Origin of the sequence: Rahnella sp. EDr1-12, assembly GCF_049206505.1 — a bacterium.
GTDB lineage: Bacteria > Pseudomonadota > Gammaproteobacteria > Enterobacterales > Enterobacteriaceae > Rahnella > Rahnella rivi.
Map to the genome: position 1 here is coordinate 76,353 of NZ_JBLZNY010000001.1, position 18,688 is coordinate 95,040.

General features: G+C 52.6%; 17 protein-coding genes. 10 read left to right on the plus strand and 7 right to left on the minus strand.

The genetic code is table 11. The annotated features are described in order from the left end of the window. Positions 1-285 precede the first annotated feature (285 nt). Entirely contained in the window at positions 286-522 is a 237-nt protein-coding gene (locus ACO0U8_RS00350) for a hypothetical protein (protein WP_421670042.1), read from the plus strand. 156 nt (positions 523-678) lie between these two features. Here the strand turns inward: ACO0U8_RS00350 and ACO0U8_RS00355 are convergent, their stop codons facing one another. Continuing rightward, positions 679-1,389, minus strand: coding sequence for a lysogenic protein (locus ACO0U8_RS00355; RefSeq protein WP_217202905.1), 711 nt, complete (start codon positions 1,387-1,389; stop codon positions 679-681). Positions 1,390-1,529: 140 nt separating this feature from the next. Next, positions 1,530-2,117 carry a TetR/AcrR family transcriptional regulator gene (locus ACO0U8_RS00360; protein WP_421670043.1) on the minus strand — a complete coding sequence of 196 codons (588 nt, stop codon included), beginning with the start codon at positions 2,115-2,117 and terminating at the stop codon, positions 1,530-1,532. A 134-nt stretch (positions 2,118-2,251) separates the two neighbouring features. Here ACO0U8_RS00360 and ACO0U8_RS00365 point away from each other — a divergent pair, with 134 nt between their 5' ends. Both ACO0U8_RS00365 and ACO0U8_RS00370 read left to right on the plus strand, forming a co-directional pair. Next, a complete protein-coding gene (locus tag ACO0U8_RS00365) occupies positions 2,252-3,448 on the plus strand; it encodes an MFS transporter (RefSeq protein ID WP_421670044.1) in 1,197 nt (398 codons plus the stop codon). Positions 3,449-3,476: 28 nt separating this feature from the next. Then, the gene (locus tag ACO0U8_RS00370) at positions 3,477-4,655 is read left to right on the plus strand and encodes an MFS transporter (RefSeq protein WP_421670658.1); all 1,179 of its coding nucleotides are present in this window, start codon (positions 3,477-3,479) and stop codon (positions 4,653-4,655) included. Positions 4,656-4,708: 53 nt separating this feature from the next. Here ACO0U8_RS00370 and ACO0U8_RS00375 read toward each other — a convergent pair whose 3' ends face one another. After that, the gene (locus tag ACO0U8_RS00375; RefSeq protein WP_421670045.1) at positions 4,709-5,578 is read right to left on the minus strand and encodes an NmrA/HSCARG family protein; all 870 of its coding nucleotides are present in this window, start codon (positions 5,576-5,578) and stop codon (positions 4,709-4,711) included. 28 nt (positions 5,579-5,606) lie between these two features. Continuing rightward, positions 5,607-5,969 (minus strand): zinc-binding dehydrogenase, encoded by a 363-nt coding sequence (locus tag ACO0U8_RS00380; RefSeq protein WP_421670046.1) that lies wholly within the window; start codon positions 5,967-5,969, stop codon positions 5,607-5,609. Positions 5,970-6,071: 102 nt separating this feature from the next. Between ACO0U8_RS00380 and ACO0U8_RS00385 the strand changes: the two genes are divergently transcribed. From ACO0U8_RS00385 to ACO0U8_RS00400, 4 genes are all read left to right on the plus strand, one after another. Beyond that, a complete protein-coding gene (locus tag ACO0U8_RS00385; protein ID WP_421670047.1) occupies positions 6,072-6,947 on the plus strand; it encodes a LysR family transcriptional regulator in 876 nt (291 codons plus the stop codon). A 216-nt stretch (positions 6,948-7,163) separates the two neighbouring features. Continuing rightward, positions 7,164-8,162, plus strand: a complete 999-nt coding sequence (locus tag ACO0U8_RS00390) for an ABC transporter substrate-binding protein (protein WP_421670048.1) — start codon at positions 7,164-7,166, stop codon at positions 8,160-8,162. Beyond that, complete coding sequence (locus ACO0U8_RS00395) at positions 8,162-9,199, plus strand: FecCD family ABC transporter permease (protein ID WP_421670049.1); 1,038 nt, start codon at positions 8,162-8,164, stop codon at positions 9,197-9,199. Before ACO0U8_RS00390 ends, ACO0U8_RS00395 begins: the two co-directional genes overlap by 1 nt. Next, entirely contained in the window at positions 9,199-9,960 is a 762-nt protein-coding gene (locus ACO0U8_RS00400) for an ABC transporter ATP-binding protein (RefSeq protein ID WP_056777756.1), read from the plus strand. Before ACO0U8_RS00395 ends, ACO0U8_RS00400 begins: the two co-directional genes overlap by 1 nt. 272 nt (positions 9,961-10,232) lie before the next feature. On the opposite strand, the gene ACO0U8_RS00405 is transcribed toward ACO0U8_RS00400, so the two are convergent. Beyond that, positions 10,233-10,757, minus strand: a complete 525-nt coding sequence (locus tag ACO0U8_RS00405) for a phenolic acid decarboxylase (RefSeq protein WP_056777759.1) — start codon at positions 10,755-10,757, stop codon at positions 10,233-10,235. A gap of 524 nt (positions 10,758-11,281) precedes the next feature. Here ACO0U8_RS00405 and ACO0U8_RS00410 point away from each other — a divergent pair. Continuing rightward, positions 11,282-11,920, plus strand: a complete 639-nt coding sequence (locus ACO0U8_RS00410) for a nitroreductase family protein (RefSeq protein ID WP_183847005.1) — start codon at positions 11,282-11,284, stop codon at positions 11,918-11,920. Positions 11,921-12,048: 128 nt separating this feature from the next. Here ACO0U8_RS00410 and ACO0U8_RS00415 read toward each other — a convergent pair whose 3' ends face one another. Then, entirely contained in the window at positions 12,049-12,687 is a 639-nt protein-coding gene (locus ACO0U8_RS00415; protein ID WP_421670050.1) for an NADPH-dependent F420 reductase, read from the minus strand. Between the two features lie 104 nt (positions 12,688-12,791). On the opposite strand from ACO0U8_RS00415, the gene ACO0U8_RS00420 reads away from it, so the two are divergent. Further along, positions 12,792-13,679, plus strand: coding sequence for a LysR family transcriptional regulator (locus tag ACO0U8_RS00420; protein WP_056777769.1), 888 nt, complete (start codon positions 12,792-12,794; stop codon positions 13,677-13,679). A 338-nt stretch (positions 13,680-14,017) separates the two neighbouring features. Further along, positions 14,018-15,166, plus strand: a complete 1,149-nt coding sequence (locus tag ACO0U8_RS00425) for a NupC/NupG family nucleoside CNT transporter (RefSeq protein ID WP_274388796.1) — start codon at positions 14,018-14,020, stop codon at positions 15,164-15,166. 144 nt (positions 15,167-15,310) lie between these two features. On the opposite strand, the gene ACO0U8_RS00430 is transcribed toward ACO0U8_RS00425, so the two are convergent. Further along, complete coding sequence (locus tag ACO0U8_RS00430; RefSeq protein WP_414071080.1) at positions 15,311-18,088, minus strand: flavocytochrome c; 2,778 nt, start codon at positions 18,086-18,088, stop codon at positions 15,311-15,313. Between the last annotated feature and the right edge of the window lie 600 nt (positions 18,089-18,688).

Genomic DNA, 18,688 nt, shown 5'->3' on the forward strand with positions numbered 1-18,688 from the left:
TCATTCTGTCAGTATCGGCATGGTTCGCAAATAGTTGATACTAATATGCTCAGAGGGTATGAAAGGCGATAGATATCCGGCTCATGAGGTGAATGTTGTTAGTAACCTCTGCTTTGGCTGTTATCCTTTCAGCTGGTTACTCCGCTCCATGTCCATTGATGATCACGTGCAACTTCCGCTTTTCGCTCTTTGCGGACCTGTGCAAATTATCTTCTGGGGTATTTTTTCTGTTTTATTGCGCTCGAACAGAGGCCTCGTTAATAGGAATAATGGAAAATTAAATCTATGGCTAAGATCCAATGCAACCTACCCCGTGGAAGCGATGTCATCCGTGATGGGATGTACCTCGAACTTTCTGAGGCTGGAACATCCCCGCTCCGGCAAATTGCTGAAGTCTTCTATTCCGATGCAACTCATGAGTTCTCTTTTTCTTGCTACGAAGGATGCATCCCTCTGGAAGAGATTGAAAAGCTCATTCAAGAAGCTAAAAAATTGCTTCCGCCAGCAAAGCAGGAACCTTGATGGGCCTGAACGTCTGCTGAGTGCAAGGAGCGGACATTCATGCCGCCAAAGAGAGCCCCGAGTTTCATTGCCTATTTTTCAAGGAATAAGAATTCTCACTAATTCTTAAGTAATCTATTTCTATGTAACATGGTCTTTGATATTAGGGGTTTAACTTTATATTTTAGAACGCTCGTTACTATTGATCCTGACCTCATTGGGATCAAGATAATCAAGTAAATCAATCAGTGCATGCTGTAATTTATGTAATCGAACGCGATAACCTTGTATGTTTTCCGTCATTTTAACGACTTCACTTTTCAGTTCTTCAAATAAAAATTCGTTACAGAATGCATTTTTTTTTATGAATTCACCATAACCTATACAGTTGTAACCCTTGTCCATTTTGATTAACATCTGCTCACCAATAGCTCTTTGCTCTCCTGCAAAAAAAACAAAATGAGGGCCAAGGCTATCTGTTTGTATCAATGAATATATTTTACTCTGCAGTTCGGATAGCTTACGAGTCTTTAAATCATTTTCAAGGTTAAGAAACTGAACATCAATGCGAGCGGCTTCGGTCCATGCAAAAAATTGAGCCACAAGGAAAACAGTATTGTTTATAACATAGTTTTTATTTCGATCACTTCCGTTATGATAATACCTTTCAATGAATCTACCTTCTAGTATGTTATAAATTCGACTTTGCAAGTCAGCGGCCGACCTAATCAATGGCTCAAGGTAATATTGATGTCTTCTCTTTACCTCCATGGAATTGTTAATTTTGTTGGCTCTGTTCTGATTATATGTGGTAATTCCAACAGAAATCAGAACAGAAGCTATGGCAAAAACTCCACCAATAATGCTCGTAATTAATGTCACATTCATCTTAACCTCTTATTAATATTTAACTCTTCCACTCTAATTTATTTCACTTACTCTTTAATTACAAATTTTTCAATCATATCATTCTATTAGATCTAATTGAGATTGTCGCGTGAACGCGCAGAACCCAATGAAAATGCGTTTCAGCCGACACGTCGCAATCCGCGAAGCAGCAGGTTGAGCGCGATAATGCCTTGTTGCAACCTCGTCTTGCTCCCATCACCGTCGGCAATCCAAAACGCCGCTTCTTCCAGGCTGCCGTATATCAGCGAAGCCAGTCCCTCCGGGTCAACGTCCTCAACGACACCTTGCTGAATCAGATTGCGAATCAGGCTTTGCATGGATTCAACACAATGGCGTTGCGATTCAGGTGAGGAACCGCCCAGCACCGCTTTTGCATCGCGCAAAACAATGCGCTGAAATTCAGGTTCGAGCGCCATCTCAAGGTAAGCCCGGCAGCGGTGGCAAAAACCCTCCCACGGCTCCCCGGCATTATTGGAAATCGCCTGCAGGCGTTGATCCATCTCGTCATCAATCTGCTCCACAACCGCCGCCAGCAACCCTTTTTTGTCACCAAAGTGATGATAAAGCGCCCCACGGGTCAGCCCTGCCTGCGCAGTCAGATCATCCATCGAGGTTTCAGCATAGCCATATTCGCAAAAGACTTTACGGGCCGTCGCTAACAATGTGGCTCGTGTCTCTTCCATCTCGGCACGGGTACGGCGAACCATGTTTTGCTCCTTACATACGGAATGAATGATTATTTACAAACACCGCGTATGTATATAGGATTCTATTCATACGCGCTGTATGTATTGTCACTGCGCGTGGTTGTCATGGCAAGCAAATACTACCGGAGAAGAAGATGGCTACTCTGTACCGACACCTTTTTACTGAACCTGGAACCGGCAATTTTGTGATTGCAGGACTCCTCTCACGGATCCCGTTGCCGATGGCGGGGATCGGCATTATCACGCTGTTATCCCAGCAGCGCGGCGGCTATGCCCTGGCGGGTGCGGTTTCCGCCACCTTTGTTTTGACCTACGCCCTTTTGTCTCCGCAGATCTCCCGGTATGTCGATCGTTATGGGCAACGCCGCGTTTTGCCTGCGGCTACGGCGATCAGCATCACCGGGTTATTTATCCTGATGGCGGGTTCTCACTGGAACGTCACTGGCGTGCTCCTGTTTTTAGGCGCTCTACTGGCCGGATTTATGCCCAGCATGTCTGCCATGGTACGGGCCCGCTGGACGGCGCTGTACCGGGGGCAGCCCCGTTTGCAGACAGCCTATTCACTTGAAACGGTGCTTGATGAACTGACGTTCATTGTGGGACCGCCCCTCTCAATCGGCCTTTCCGTTACGCTGTTTCCCCAGGCGGGTCTGCTGCTCGCTGCGCTTTTGCTGTTTGTGGGCGTGTTTGCTCTGGTGATGCAGCGCAGGACAGAGCCTCCCCTTGTCGCGGCCGGTTCCGCCATATCTGGCTCGGGTTCGGTCATCGGTATGACAAGCGTGCAACTGTTGACGCTGCTGATGGTGGCGATGGGGGTCATTGTCGGTACGGTTGATATCGTCAGCGTCGCTTTCGCGGAACAGCTCGGCCGCTCGGCTGCGGCCAGCCTGGTGTTATCAGCCTATGCCGCGGGGTCGTGTGTGTCCGGGTTGCTGTATGGCTCACTCAGGCTGAAAACTCCACTTCACCGGCTGTTGTGGCTGGGCGGGCTGGCCACCGCCGCCACCACTCTCCCGCTGATACTGGTCACGAATCTTACGGCGTTAGCGATGGCCCTCCTGATGGCTGGCCTGTTTTTCGCCCCGACCATGATCGTGGCGATGTCGCTGGTTGAACGCCAGGTTTCAGAAAATCAGTTAACAGAAGGCATGACCTGGCTGCTGGCCGGGCTGAACGTGGGCGTTGCGCTGGGTGCCGTCATCGCCGGTCAGGTTGTGGATAACGCCGGAGCGCGGGCAGGATCCTACGTCGCCTTATGTGCCGGAGCCGGGGTGGTGCTTATGGCATTTTTAAGTCATTTAACTCTGCTCAAGCAGAGCAGTCGCGCCTGAGCGCGGCGCACATTACAGGATCTGAATGATGAATACATTTTCCACCATGACATCTGTTCGCGCATCGTGGACGCCCGTCCTCGCTGTGGGTCTGGCAACATTCTCTGTGGTCACGACCGAAATGCTGCCGGTGGGTTTACTGACGTCTATCGCCGGGGCGCTCAGTATCACCACTGGCCATGCGGGTTTGATGATTTCCCTGCCAGCATTGCTGGCCGCTTTATTCGCCCCTTTTGTGGTCATTGCCTCGGGCGGAATAGATCGTCGCCGGATACTCTGCGGTCTGCTGGCGTTGCTGGTGATAGCAAACCTTGCCTGCGCGCTGGCACCGAATCTGATGATCATGCTGGCCGCCCGGATAGTGGTTGGCTTCTGCATGGGCGGAGTATGGGCCATCGCGGGCGGTCTGGCATCGCGTCTGGTTCCGGAGCGCGCGGCTGGCCTGGCGACATCCATTATCTTTGGCGGTGTTGCTGCGGCTTCGGTACTGGGCGTGCCCCTGGGGGCATTTATTGGCGACGTCATCGGCTGGCGCTGGGCGTTTGCCATCATGGCAATTTTCAGCGCACTGGTGCTGGCACTCCACCTTGCCGTCATTCCGGCGCTGCCCGTTGCGGGTTCGGCTAACATCAGCCAGTTCATTGATCAACTTAGCAACCGCAAAATACAAGCGGGCTTGCTCCTGACGTTGTTGCTGGTGACAAGCCATTTCACGGCCTTTACCTTTGTGCGCCCGCTGCTGATCGACGTGTCAGGATTTGATGCGCAATGGACAGGAGCCATCCTGTTTGCCTACGGTATTGCCGGTATCGCCGGTAACTTTCTGGCGGGTATCACCGCCGCGCGCCATACCACAATCACGCTGATGGTGATGGCGACAGGACTGGTGTTAACCCCGGTGCTGTTCATTATCGCCGGGCAATCAGTCAAGGGCGGAGGTGCCGTTCTCGTCTTCTGGGGGCTGGCTTACGGCGGGCTTTCTGTCGGACTGATGACCTGGATGATAAAAGCCGCACCCCGCGCCGTGGAAATTGCGGCTGCGCTGTATGTCGGTGTATTCAATGCAGGGATTGCGCTGGGATCATGGGCTGGAGGCCACATCGTCGATACATTCGCGTTAACAGACACCCTTTGGCTGGCCTGTGCCTTAGCGATTGCAGCCTTACTTTTGGCCGTCATTACTGGCCTGAAACGCAGACAGGCATAATCAGATCGGGGCGGCTATCTGCCTGGCAGTTAACCGCCCCGGTGCCTGCTGTTTTAGTTCCCTGCCACAGATTCGCGTACGAAGTCTTCATAGGTGCGCAGCGGATGCCCTGTGATGGATTGTAACTTTGCGGCCGTTCCCTCTGCTGAGTGCATGCCGTGCATCTGGATACCTGCCATCATCAGGCGCATGTCGTAGGCCAGCCAGCCCGGAGAATATGAGGTGAGCTGTTCTTCAAAAGCGGCGACATCATCACCGCCATAGGTGATCTCTCTGCCCAGAACGGAACTCCAGATTTGCGCAACGGATGCGCCGGTGAGCGGCTGCGGCCCGGTCAGTTCCAGCGTGACGCGTTCCAGCGCAGACGTGGCACTGTCGCGTCGCAGCAACTCAGCCACAGCGACATCCGCGATATCCCGTGCATCAATCATTGAGACGCCAGCCGATCCGATCGGCATTGGATAGACTGAATAGCTCTGAATGGTCTGCTGAACCATAAGGTCGTTTTGCATAAAGTAAGCCGGACGCAGAATGGTGGCAGGCATATCAAGGCTTTCTATCATGCGTTCAACCGTATGCTTGCCGGTGAAATGCGGCACGTTAGTGAACTTGTCAGAATGAATGACAGACAGATACACGATACGCTCGATGCCCGCCTCGCGAGCCAGATTGAGCGCGATCAGGGCCTGCGTCACCTCGTCGGGCGTGACCGCATTGATCAAAAATAGCGTGCGTACGGATGACAATGCCGCGCGCATTGAAGCGACATCGCTCAGATCTGCAACGACTTCCGTGACCCCTGCGGGGAATTCACGTTTACCTGCCCGACGGACAAGGGCTTTAGCGTCGACACCGGCGTCAGCCAGCCTCTGAATGATCAGTGAACCCACCGTGCCCGTGGCACCTGTAACGAGAATGCTCATAGTTGACTCCTGTAAATACAAAGAAAGATTAACGTGAAAAATCTGCAACAACTTTCCCGGTCCGGGAGGCCGTGCGATGACGTTCGATGGCGTCGGGAAGATCAGCGAATCCCACGATGCCGCCAATTCTGGACTGAAGCGTGCCGCTGGCGACTTCTTTCGCCAGCGTCTCCAGCAATACGGGGTCCGGCTTATTCATAAACCAGAGTCCCCGGCGATTAGCCGGTTTGCGGGCCAGAATGTCCGGTGAGGTGGTGCCCGTGATGACGCCATCCGCGGCCAAAATCAGAACCTGACCTTCTCCCGGTGCGGGTATGTCGATCCCGGCCACTTCCGCCGCATCAGCCCCGCCGTGGCGTCTGATCAGTACAGCGCGTTGTGTATTGTTCATTGCAGTTCCTCGTTTCAGGTTTTGATAACGAGACAGTATTCCGTTGCAATAAATAAACAAATACCTTAAAACAGAGATACCTTGTCTCAAAAATGGAACACCATGAATCTGAACGCGCTGTCCGATTTTATACTCGTCGCCACCAATGAGGGGCTGGGGAAGGCAAGCCGTGCGAGCGGCATTTCCAAAGCCACATTATCGCGACGCATCGCCGATCTTGAGGAGCAACTGGGTGTGAGGCTGATCGAGCGCAGCGCTCGCGGTCTGAAGCTTACCGAAGCCGGCGCGACGCTGATGTCACGGACTGAAGGCCTGCTGAGTGAGATGACCGAAGCCATGACGGCGGTCGGTGACGGTGTATCGACCCCTCGCGGACGTTTGCGCGTCGCCGCTCCCGCCCTATTTTCCCACCTTGCGATGGGACGCATTGGAGCCGAATTTTGTGCGGCCTACCCTGAAATTGAAATTGAAATCGTGGCGGAAGATCGCATGGTAGATCTCGTCGAGGAACAATTTGACGTCGCGATCCGCATCAACCCGAGCCCCGACAGCAATTTAGTCGGGCGGTGTTTCGCCAGAGACAGGTTAGTTGTCGTGGCAGCGCCCCAATTCGCCAGACCACTCCCCGGTGCAATAAGGTCAGTGCCCGCCATTGTCACGTCGGGTTTTCAGCCCACTCACTGGGCGCTGGATGAAGGCGAACTGATGCTGGAGCCGGTTCCCAGACTGCGTTTCTCATCATTACTGATGGTCCGGGATGCCGCTATCGCCGGCGGCGGTGCGGCCCTGATCCCGCAGTCCATCGCATGGAGCCAGCTTGCCCGCGGCGAATTGGTTCAGTGGGGCATCGTGTCGGGTCCGGATCGCGCACTCTGGGTATTGCATACCTCAAGGCGGCTTGCGTCCCCAAAGGTTCGCGCATTCGTCGATTTTATGTGCGCCCGGTACCCGGACATGTCTCTGGTTCTCAACGGATAACGCCGCACAGGCAGACTCTTCGTCAAATTATCAGGCCGTCTGGTAAAGGGAAACAGCCTCCGCTAAGGCTATTTTTTACGCCAAGTGTTCCCTCCCGGCGGGTTGTCACTTCACTGAACTCAAATAAGTATCGCTTCAATAATAATTTTCATTATCATTGCGAGCGGTAACTATCACACCATTCAAATAAATGATTTCAGTGAAGGAATATGTTGCATGAAAAGAATCCTCTGCGGTGCGGTTATGCTGTGCGCCTCGTTAAGCCCCGCTTTCGCGACCACCTACCCGTTAACCCTCGACAACTGTGGTTATAAGCTCACTTTCACCAAAGCCCCTGAGCGCGTTGTCGCGTTAGGTCAAAACACCGTTGAAATTCTGCTGCTGTTAGGATTACAGGATAAGGTCATCGCAAGCGCATTTTGGCCATCAAAAGTCCTGCCGTCGCTGGCTGAAAAAAACGCTAAAGTGAAAACCCTGACGGTAGAAATTCCTACACTGGAATCCATCCTGGCTCAGGATCCTGATTTTGTCCCCGCGCAGTTACCCTTGTTGCTGGGGCCGGAAAGTAAAGTCGCCAAAAGAGCAGATTTTGATGCCGTCGGCGTAAATAGCTATATGTCTCCGGGAATGTGTGCGACCAAAAAAGACATTGGCGATATGTATGGCAGCCGCCAGAAGCTGTGGGACATGACCTATCTGTATAAAGAAATCGAGGATATGGCCACTATTTTCAACGTTGAAGATCGCGGTCAGGTGCTCATCGCCGACTTTAAAAACCGGGAAGCCACCCTGCGTCAGGCATTCAGTAAAAACCCTAAAGATCTCTCTTTTGTCTTCTGGTTTTCCAGCGCCTCACCTTCCTCTGATGCGTATGTTGGCGGTAAAAACAGCGCATCAGGATTTATCGCCAATGTGTTAGGCGGCCATAACGCCATCACATCGGAAACGGAATGGCCGACCGTCGGCTGGGAAAGCATTATTGCGGCAAACCCGGATGTGATTGTTGTTTCAAGCCTCGACCGTAACCGCTGGGCGCTTGATAACGCACAGGAAAAAATCAAATTCCTCAAAAGCGATCCTGCCGTCAGCCAGCTGGATGCCGTGCGAAAAAATCATATTGTCGTCATGGACGGGCAGGCAATGAACCCGACTATCCGCACGCTTTACGGCGCTGAGCAGGTTGGCGAACAGCTTAAAAAAATGGGGCTGAATTAATGGCTTCAGCAGTTCATCCCACACGACAAAGGCTGATCCTGACGACCTCGTGTGTTCTCTCCGTGCTGCTTTTGGTGTTGGTGATTGCCTTTGGGGTCAGCGTCGGCGAGCTGTCGATCCCGATGACCAGCGTGTTCCAGGCTATCGGGAATAAAACCGGGATGACCGATGTCCCGCTGAGTCGCATTTATGAAAGCGTCATCTGGGATTTTCGTCTGAGCAGAGCCCTGGTGGCTGCCTGCTGTGGGGCCGGGCTGGCCATCTGCGGTGCGGTACTGCAAAGCCTGCTGAAAAATGCCCTGGCAGAACCTTATGTGCTGGGCGTTTCAGCCGGTGCCTCAACCGGCGCGGTGTCTGTGGTCGTGCTCGGCATCGGCACCGGGTCAATCTCCCTTTCCATGGGCGCCTTTGCCGGGGCCTTCGCGGCCTTTGCCTTTGTGACCTTTCTGAGCAACGGCGCACGCGGTGGCAACGATCGCACCATTCTGGCGGGCGTAGCCGCTTCGCAGCTTTTTAACGCGATTACCGCTTACACCATCAGCACTTCCGCCAGTGCTCAACAGGCACGCGACGTCATGTTTTGGTTGCTGGGCAGCTTTAGCGGCGTGAGATGGCCGGAGTTTCAGTTAGTGCTGATCGTTGTCATGCTGGGTTTAGCGCTCTGCCTCTTCTATTCCCGCGCGCTGGACGCGTTTACCTTTGGTGATGACGCGGCGGCCTCGCTGGGTATTTCCGTCCCGCGGGTTCGGTTTATCCTGTTCACCACCACTGCGCTTATCACTGCAACCATTGTCAGTATGGCGGGCTCCATTGGCTTTGTCGGCCTGGTTGTCCCCCACGTTATGCGATTCTTCTTTGGCCCGCTGCACAGAGTATTGCTGATTGCCAGTGCGTTAGCAGGCGCCATTCTGATGGTGCTGGCGGACATCGCCTCGCGGCTCCTGATTGCGCCGCAAAGCTTGCCTGTCGGCGTGGTCACTGCGTTGGTTGGCGTGCCGTTCTTTGCCATTATTATCTACCGCTCGAGGAGTAAGTGATGAGTATCAGCGCGGAAAACGTGACCTGGAAGGTAGGGAAAAAAATCATCGTCAACGACGTGTCTCTCAGGGTTAACCGTGGCGAAACCGTGGGTTTACTTGGCCCGAATGGTTCGGGAAAATCATCACTGCTGCGCCTCCTGGCAGGATTACGCCGTCCTCACTCCGGATGTGTCGCGCTGGATGGCAAAGACATCAGTTTGATCGCGAAAAAACAGCTGGCCCGCCGCATTGCCTTCGTAGAGCAGCACGGGATGACGGAAGCGAATATGCGCGTTCGCGATGTCGTAAAACTGGGCCGTATCCCCCACCACACACCCTTTTCTAACTGGAGCGCCCATGATGATGAAACCGTCAATGGCGCACTGGAAAGAGTGGGTATGCTGGATCACGGTGATCAGGGCTGGCAGAGTCTGTCCGGTGGCGAGCGTCAGCGCGTGCACATCGCCAGAGCACTGGCACAGTCACCCACCGAAATTCTGCTGGATGAACCGACAAATCATCTGGATATTCACCACCAGATTCAGCTGATGAAATTGATCAGCGAATTACCGGTGACCAGCCTTGTTGCTATCCACGATCTCAACCATGCGTCGATGTTTTGCGATGCATTGATTGTTATGCAACAAGGCGAAATTGTTGCCAGAGGAACACCGGATGAAATACTGACAGAGTCACTTCTGCGGGATGTTTTTCGGGTTGAAACCAGAATTGAGATCTCCCCTTATCATGGCAAAAAACATATTCACTACATTGTATAGAATAAGATTTTTCTGTTGCCATTCTGCGGCATGAATACAAAGAAGCCCTCTCCCTGGAAATGCTGAAGGGGACGCGGAGCCCGCACACATTATTATTTAGGTCATACCCGTCTGCCGAAGGGAAATAGTATGTGTACTGGATTTTGAGGACGTAAATTCAATTAGCCGGGCATTTCCGTCCAGGACGGTAATGCCCGCTCAGACAGTGCGAAACGCTGCTGAGTCACTCTGACGTTCAGAAGAGGACATATCCAAACGTTTGATTGGGGAAATTATTTGCCATCAAAGAAATCGGCAGGCATTTGCCCCGGTGGCATGTTGATAACGGCATCGTTATCAGGGCCTTCATTTTTCATGTAGGTCACCGTGGCAAATTCCGGGATAACGACATAAGGATATGCCGGGCCTTCATCACGGAATCTGTGCATATCTTCAATAAATTCATTCTGATAGCAGATGGTTTTTTCCGGATGCTGACCTTCACCTGCGATCCATTGCGGGAAGAAGATAGTGCCATGAACAATTTCTCTTTGCAGATCAAACAGCAAGCTGACGCACGTTCCTGTAGGCTCGTGCCAGTCAACCTTGTAAATCCCCGGCGCGAACTGCACGGCATTCATCTTTTGATTGGTGACCCAACGGCCACCCACCAGCCCCTGATGAATACGATAATCGCAGGTATTATCGTTACGTGCGTACCATTCATATTTCCACCCATTATCATAGGTATATACGAAATGGGTTCCAACGAACGCAGAAAGATCGTCAGAGATATCCTGTTGCGTATTATTAACCATAACTCACCTTTGTTTTGTATTAAGACTCAAATAGCGCTTAACCTGCACTTAAACGTTTAGACGATCATTCGATATTATTCAACACAAGAGCCGCGTTCAGGCCGCATCTGAAAGGAAGCAAGCTACATAAAATTGAAAGCAAAACGCCATGGTAAACTCATCAACTTTTTGAAATAAATAGCTCACTGCCGCGGGTGACAACATCCCTTATCACAAAAGAAAAGCCGCCGTTCTTTCAGATAAATTACCCATACGTTATTACCGGGATAATTCATCTCATTGTATCAACAGACATTGAAAATTAAACAGACCCACCTGGTGTCAATGTAAAGGGGCACAGTGAATTAGCGCGACATTATTCAGCAGCTTAGGAAGATAATTCGGTTTGCCCGGTGTTACCGCCGCAGGGCTCAAATTCATAAAATTTCGCCATCGGATCATGCGATTATCTTCCACGCGCTGGGAGACTGAAACCCCCATCGTATCAACGCACTGCTTCTGCATTTATCCCTCAGGAAAACAAGATGACGACCTTAAACGAAAGACTGGAATGGCGCTACGCGACCAAAAAATTTGATGCGACGAAAAGTGTCTCTGACGAAAAAATCGACCGTATCGTAGAAGCCGTGCGCCTGGCGCCAACCTCAAGCGGGCTGCAACCCTTTGAACTCTTCGTGGTGACCAACCCGGATATCCGCGCAAAAATCAGAACCGTGGCCTGGGATCAGGCGCAGGTCACCGACTGTTCTCACCTGCTGGTGTTTGCGGCGTGGGACGATATCACCGCAGAGCGGGTGAATATGATGTTCGATCTGACCAATGACATCCGTGGTTTCAAAAATGAAGGGTGGGAGAACTATCGTCAGATGTTGTTAGGCATCGTCGCCGATCGTGGAACCGAAGCCAACTATCAGGCTGCTGCCCGTCAGGCATACATCGGGCTGGGTGCTGCGCTGATCGCCGCCGCGTTTGAAGAAGTCGACGCCACGCCGATGGAAGGGTTTGATCCTACCGTCGTTGATGAAATCCTTGATCTGAAATCGAAGAACTTACGCAGCGTCGTCATGCTGCCGCTGGGATACCGTGCCCACGAAGGTGACTGGCTGGTAAACCTGAAAAAAGTCCGTCGCAGCCGTGAAAACTTCGTGACTGAAATTAAGTAAACCAGAGTACAGGTTGAAAATAAAAATCCACGTCTGGGCGTGGATTTTTATTAAGCTAATGAATTAAGAACCCCGGAAATAACCAGCGCACATCACTGCCTGCCCGGCACACTCTCCCTCATTTCCCGTTAAACCGGCTCTGGCCGCTGCGCATTCTCTATGGCTTTTTTCAGTTCCGTTGTGGTCATCCGCACGCAATAACACGGCATGCCGCGCTGAAAGCGCCAGCCTTCGGAAAGTGCACCTGCGTCGAAGGCGTCAAAACCAAATTCATCGTAAAGCCCGGCGACCAGACGTTTCGTTGCCTCATCGTCACCGGCCAGCGGCAATGCGCGACGTGCCGGGGCACCGGCAGGCAGACCGTCGCTTTCAAGATCCGTCATCTGAATGGCGTTGAAGGCCTTGGTGATGTGTGAAAGTGGCAGAAAACTGTGCAGATATTCACTGGTCGTTGTGGACTGCGAATCAAGTTCAGGCACCTGCCCGTCGCGTTCAGGATAATAATTCACTGCATCAATGAGTGATTTCCCCGCAAGCTCTGCTGCCGGAAGTTGCCCGATGGCGGTCAGCGGCACGGCAATCACCACAATGTCACCAAAGAGCGCGGCTTGCGTGGTTGTGCCAATTTCGCATCCGAGCATTGGCCTGAGACTGAACAACGTATGTGGCCCCCGTGAATTACTGAGCATGACCTGATGGCCGGCCTTGAGCGCCAGTTTTGCCACCGCACGTCCTACGAACCCTGCGCCGATAATGCCGATTTTCATGATTTCACCTTTCAATTGTTGGTCAGAAGGTTAAGAATAATTCGACACCCGGAGTTGATAAATACTCATTATCGGCACAGACAAACAACAAATAGGAGTGAATCGTGGACCGACTGACCAGCATGAATGTTTTCGTCAAAGCCGCCGAACTGGGCTCGTTCGCTTCGGCGGCGGAGGCATTGCGCCTCTCCCCGCAGATGGTGGCGAAGCATATTTCCCGGCTGGAGTTGCGGCTGGGGACCACGCTGCTCAATCGCACTACCCGTCGCCAGAGCCTGACGGACATTGGCCGCAGTTATTATGAACGCTGTAAAATCGTGCTCGCGGAGGCCGAGGCAGCGGATGCCATCGCGATGGAAATGAAGGCCACCCCCTCCGGTATTATCCGCGTCAATGCTCCGGTGACGTTTGGCGCCTCCATGCTGGCGCCTTTTATTACGCAATATCTGGATCAGTATCCCGGCACGCAGGTCGAGCTGACGCTGACCGATCGCCGGGTGGATCCGATCGAGGAGGGTTATGAGGTGATTGTGCGCATCGGTGAACTGCAAGACAGCCCGCTGATTGCCCATCCCCTGCGCCCTTACCGCCTGATTGCCTGCGCCTCGCCGGAATATCTCGCACAGCACGGCACACCGGCGACACCGGATGCCCTGGCGCTTCACGCCTGCCTGGTGTATGGCGTCTGGTCGCCGCAATCGCCCTGCCGCTGGCTGTTTTTAAAAGACGGAAAAACCTGGGAAGTTCACCCTGAAGGCCGCTTCAGGTCCAACGACTGGCGGGCGCTTTTGCACGCCGCAATCAAAGGCTATGGCGTGACGCAGGGGCCGGAAGACGTATTAAGAGGTGAAATCAGTGCCGGACGGCTGATTCAGGTGCTGCCAGATTACGCATGCCCTTCGCGCCCGATGCACGTCCTGACATCACCCGGCTTACGGCAGACGGTAAAAATACGCAGTTTTATCAAAGCATTAAACGCTGCGTTTGGCTGATTCGCAAAAGCGCGCGGCACGCTGATATGCCTGTAAAATAAGAAGGCCAGCCCCGCGGTGTGCCGGCAGTATTTCAGGGAAAATTGCACCGCATAATATAATTCCTGTCACCAAATGAGTGCGTGGTAATAAAAATCTCACCACTTCGGTGCGTTATTTTAAATAGCCGACGCCGATTGTTTCTTTTTTGAACGCAATCGATTGCCTGTGCGCAACGGAATGAAAAAACAGAATGAGTTTTGTGAGGTTGCTGTTATAGTTCGCGCTTTAAAACACCACTCACATCCATTGGAATCTCGATGACGTCAAATATATTGCATTTTTTACTTAGCCTTATAATGATATTCGGTATTGGCTGGTTGATTAGCTACAACAAACGCGGTGTTAAGCTGCGCTACGTCGTGCAAATTTTGGTGATCGAAATCGTGCTGGCCTGGGTTCTGCTGTACAGCCAGGCAGGCGTTTACCTGATTTCCGGCCTCTCCGGCGTGTTCACTAACCTGATGAGCTATGCGCGTGTAGGGACTGATTTCGTCTTCGGCGGTCTGGTTAATGATAATCAGTTCAGCTTCTTCTTATTCGTATTATGTCCAATCATCTTTATTTCCGCGCTGATTGGTATTCTCCAGCACCTGCGTATATTACCGCTAATGATTAAAGGGATCGGTTATCTCTTATCTAAGATTAACGGAATGCCACGCCTGGAATCATTTAATGCCGTGAGTTCTTTATTGGTCGGGCAGTCTGAAAACTTTATCGCTATTAAAGATATTGTTCCGCACCTGAATGAACGCCGCATGTATACATTATCGGCGACCGCCATTTCCACCGTGTCCATGTCGATTGTCGGTTCCTACATGACCCTGCTTGAGCCGCGTTATGTCATGCTTTCGCTGATCCTGAATATGCTGTCCACTTTTGCCGTTTTACAGGTGGTAAACCCGTATTCGGATGAAGCCGATAACGAAATGCCTAAACTCAATGTACCGAAACACAGCTTCGTAGAAATGCTGGGCGAGTACATCATGGCGGGCTTCAAAATGGCGATGATCGTGGCGGCCATGCTGGTGGGTTTCAACGCCCTGCTGGCGATGATCAATGCCATCTTCATGGGCGGTTTTGGTAAGAGCTTCCAGGACATCATCGGTTATCTGTTCTACCCGATCGCCTGGTTAACCGGCATTGTCAGCCAGGATTCCCTCACCGCAGGCAGCATCATGGGGACGAAAATCGTCGCCAACGAATTCGTGGCGATGTTGCAGATGAAAGATCTGGTTGCGCATCTCGAGCCCCGTACCGTGGCGATCCTGTCCGTCTTCCTGGTGTCTTTCGCTAACATTTCTACCGTCGGTATTATTGCCGGTGCGGTGAAAAGTATCGAAGAAGTTCAGGGCAACATGGTGGCCCGTGCCGCTTTCCGCCTGCTGGTCGGCGCGACGCTGGTCAGCCTGCTGTCGGCGTCCATCGTGGGTCTGGTCTACCGTTAAGCGGTTAAGATAAACGCCCGGAACGTCTGAAAACGTCCGCCCTTCCGGGTGGACGTTTTTGTTTGTGCGGCAGGCACTGGCAGTTTTGGCCCGTCATAAAAAAACCACGCCGAAGCGTGGTTTTTCATTGTTCACCTTATCAATTTATCCCCGCGCCAGCGCGGCCGCGTTTCGTCCCGCCAGAATACCGAAGATGATAATATCGGCCACCGCGTTGCCGCCGATGCGGTTTGCACCGTGGATACCGCCCGCCACTTCACCGGCCGCCCAGGCTCCGGTAATCGGCTGTTTCTGGCTATCAAGCACCGCCGTGTCAGTGTTGATGACCACGCCGCCCATCGTATGATGCACGCCCGGCGCGATGCGGATGGCAAAGAATGGCCCCTGATTAAGCGGATGACGCAGCGCAGTGGTACGCCCAAAATCTTCGTCTTTTTTGGCCACCACGAACAGATTGTAGCGTTCCAGCGTTTCGGCCAGATCATGCGGGTTCATGTTCAGCTTCACCGCCAGCTCTTCCGGCGTCGGCGCGCTGAGTACAAAGCCTTTGGCGATATACTCGTCAGCCGCTTTGTTGTTTGCCCGCACCTGTTCATCAAAGATCACCCACGCGCTTTTCTCCGGCAGCGCGATGATTTCTGCCGACACTTTGTCGCGGGTTTCCATTTCATTGTAGAAACGCTTGCCCGCCTGGCTCACCAGGATCGCCCCGCCGCCGCGAATGGATTCAGAAATCAGGTAGGACGTGGTTTGTTCAACGGTCGGGTGGATCTGGATCTCGCCCATATCGACGGTATCCGCCCCGATTTTTTGCAGCATGGCAATGCCGCTGCCGGTGGCGCCTTTATGGTTAGTGGTCACAAAGCCGTCCAGCTCAGGGCGATATTTCACCACCATTTCGCGGTTAGCACTGAAACCGCCGGTCGCCACAATCACGCTTTTGGCATTAAGAATACGGCTGTCGTTGTATTCATCCACCACTTTCACGCCGGTCACTGCGCCGTTTTCATACAGGATTTCCGCCACGGAGGTTTCGAGCAGCACTTCGATATCGCGCTTATTGACGTTTTTCACCAGACCGCTGATCAGGAAGCCGCCGACGGCGGAGCGATCCTGCGGACGGTGGGTACGGTCAATGCTCATCCCGCCGGTGATGGTGATATCGTTCAGCTCGATCTCTTTCGCCGCCAGCCACTCGATGGCTTCCGGTGCCAGCTCAACGAACTCCCTGAGCAGTTCCGGGTTGTTCTTGAACTTGCCGCCTTTCAGGGTTTCGTCATAGAACAGCTCTTTGCTGTCCTCGATGCCTTTGAGTTTCTGAAACCGGGTTTCTGCCGCGTTCATCCCCACAGAGGCTTTGATGGTGTTGCCCCCGATGGTGGGCATTTTCTCGATAATGACGACGTGCGCGCCTTCATCATGCGCCTGAATGGCGGCCGCCAGACCTGCGCCGCCGCTGCCGACGATCACCACATCGAAGTTCTGTGGTGCCTGAGGGTTACCGCCTTCTTCAATCACGTGCTCTTTGCTGGAGGTGGTTAAGGCGCGGGAAACGGCTTTTTTCAGCGCCTCACTCTGGGTCGTCGCGCCGGTGATGGCATCAACGTGCGGGCTGTTGGCAACCAGAATACGTGTGCGCAACTGTTCAAAGGTGGTGGTGAAATCGACGTCGAGGGTGTCATCTTTCACCAAAGTTATATCGGTAATACGGTCGGTATCGAGCGTAACGCTGATTTTCAGCTTCAGCGCTTCGGCTTCCACTTTTTCCTGATATACGCCGGCTTTATATTTACGGCCTGTCACGCTGGTGTCGCGGATCATGGCGTCAACCAGTGAGAAGCGCCACAACGGCTCAGGAATGTTCAGCGCCTCGCGCTTGTTGCTGTCGATGAACAGTTCCAGATGGTCGTTGTTAATAATACGGTCGGCCCAGTCCGGATAGGCGATGCACGCTTTGCCTACCGCGACCAGATCAAAACCGTACTCCAGCCCTTTCTCCGCATCCGCTTTGTTAACCACGCCGCCGACGCCAATCACCGGCACTTTTGCCAGCGTTTCAGAACGCATGGCGCGGTATTTAGTGATGAGCGGTGTCGGGTCGGTGGTGTCTACGATAGAAGGACGCAGCAACTGGCCGACGGAGAAATGCACGTAGTCCAGCCCGCGCGCAGCGAGTTTTTCCAGCAGATACAGTGTGTCGTCAAACCGGATGCCGGGCACTTCCAGCTCTTCCGGCGAGAAACGGTAACCGATAATGAAGTTGTCGTCGGCGAAACGCTTCGCCATTTTGTGGGTGATCTCGAGCACTTCCAGCGGGAATGTGGCTCGCTTATCGCGGTCGCCGCCCCATTTGTCGGTGCGCTGGTTGGAGTTCGGCGAGTAAAACTGCTGGATCAGGTAAGTGTTGGCGCCGTGGATCTCCACGCCGTCGAAACCGGCTTTGATGGCGCGGTTCACCGCATCACCAAATTTGGTGATCATCACATCAACTTCTTCACCGGACAGCTCTTTAGGCGTGGTCGCGCCTTCACGCGGCGCGGCGATGGCGCTGGGTGCGACGGGCGTTCTGCCGCCGATAAGCTCCGGCTCCACCATTCTGCCGCCGTGGTAAATTTGCAAAATGGCTTTAGAGCCTTTTGACTTGATGGCGTCGGCGATTTTTTTCAGACCGGCGATTTTGTTGTCGCTGTCGATGGCAATCGCGCCGGGAAACGCCGGTCCCAGACGATCAATGAAGCAACACTCAACGATGATAGTGCCGATGCTGCCAGCGCGATCGCGGTAATACTCGACCAGCTCACTGGTCACCGTGCCGTCGTAGAAGCCGGTACAGGTGGTCATCGGTGCCATCAGTAAACGGTTTTTCAGCACAGCGCCGTTGGGCAACGTGAGCGGTTTAAGAACCGGGGTGAGCTTATTCATTGTAATCAACTCCAAAATGTAAACGCCTGGATTTCTTTTCGTGGGCGAATGACTTACCGCTAAAATAAGTTATCCGGTGCAGGTGATAAATATAGAAATGCTTTGCTGCTTTCTGCTCATATAGCAGAAATAATGTGATGTAAAAGGTCTGATGGACGGGAGTTGTTTAATTACCCAGCGTTAATGCGAATATCCCCTCCAATTGTTAACCATGAGTTGACAAAAATCAACTTTTGATTAACATGGAAAAACCCACGAACAAAATCAGCAGGTTATGCCCTCAGTTTGGCTTTTGCCAAAATTTACTCTACATTTCATAGAGCAGGTTTTCTGGTCAAAATAATAACCCTACACAATGTAATACTACTGAGTTAAATAGGAATTCATCCGGGCGTCATTCTGGCTGAGGATAATATCCGCCGGGTGCCATAACGCCTGAATGAGAGTATTACGTCTCCCTGTTCGCGAAGAAACATTAATGTATTTCAATTGTCATCGTGAAATATCCACAGCAGTCATTTATTACCAAAACGCAAGCGTAAAAAACATCATAGATATCCGGGGGCGCGATGCTCATTTTCAATAACTGGCAGAAAAAAC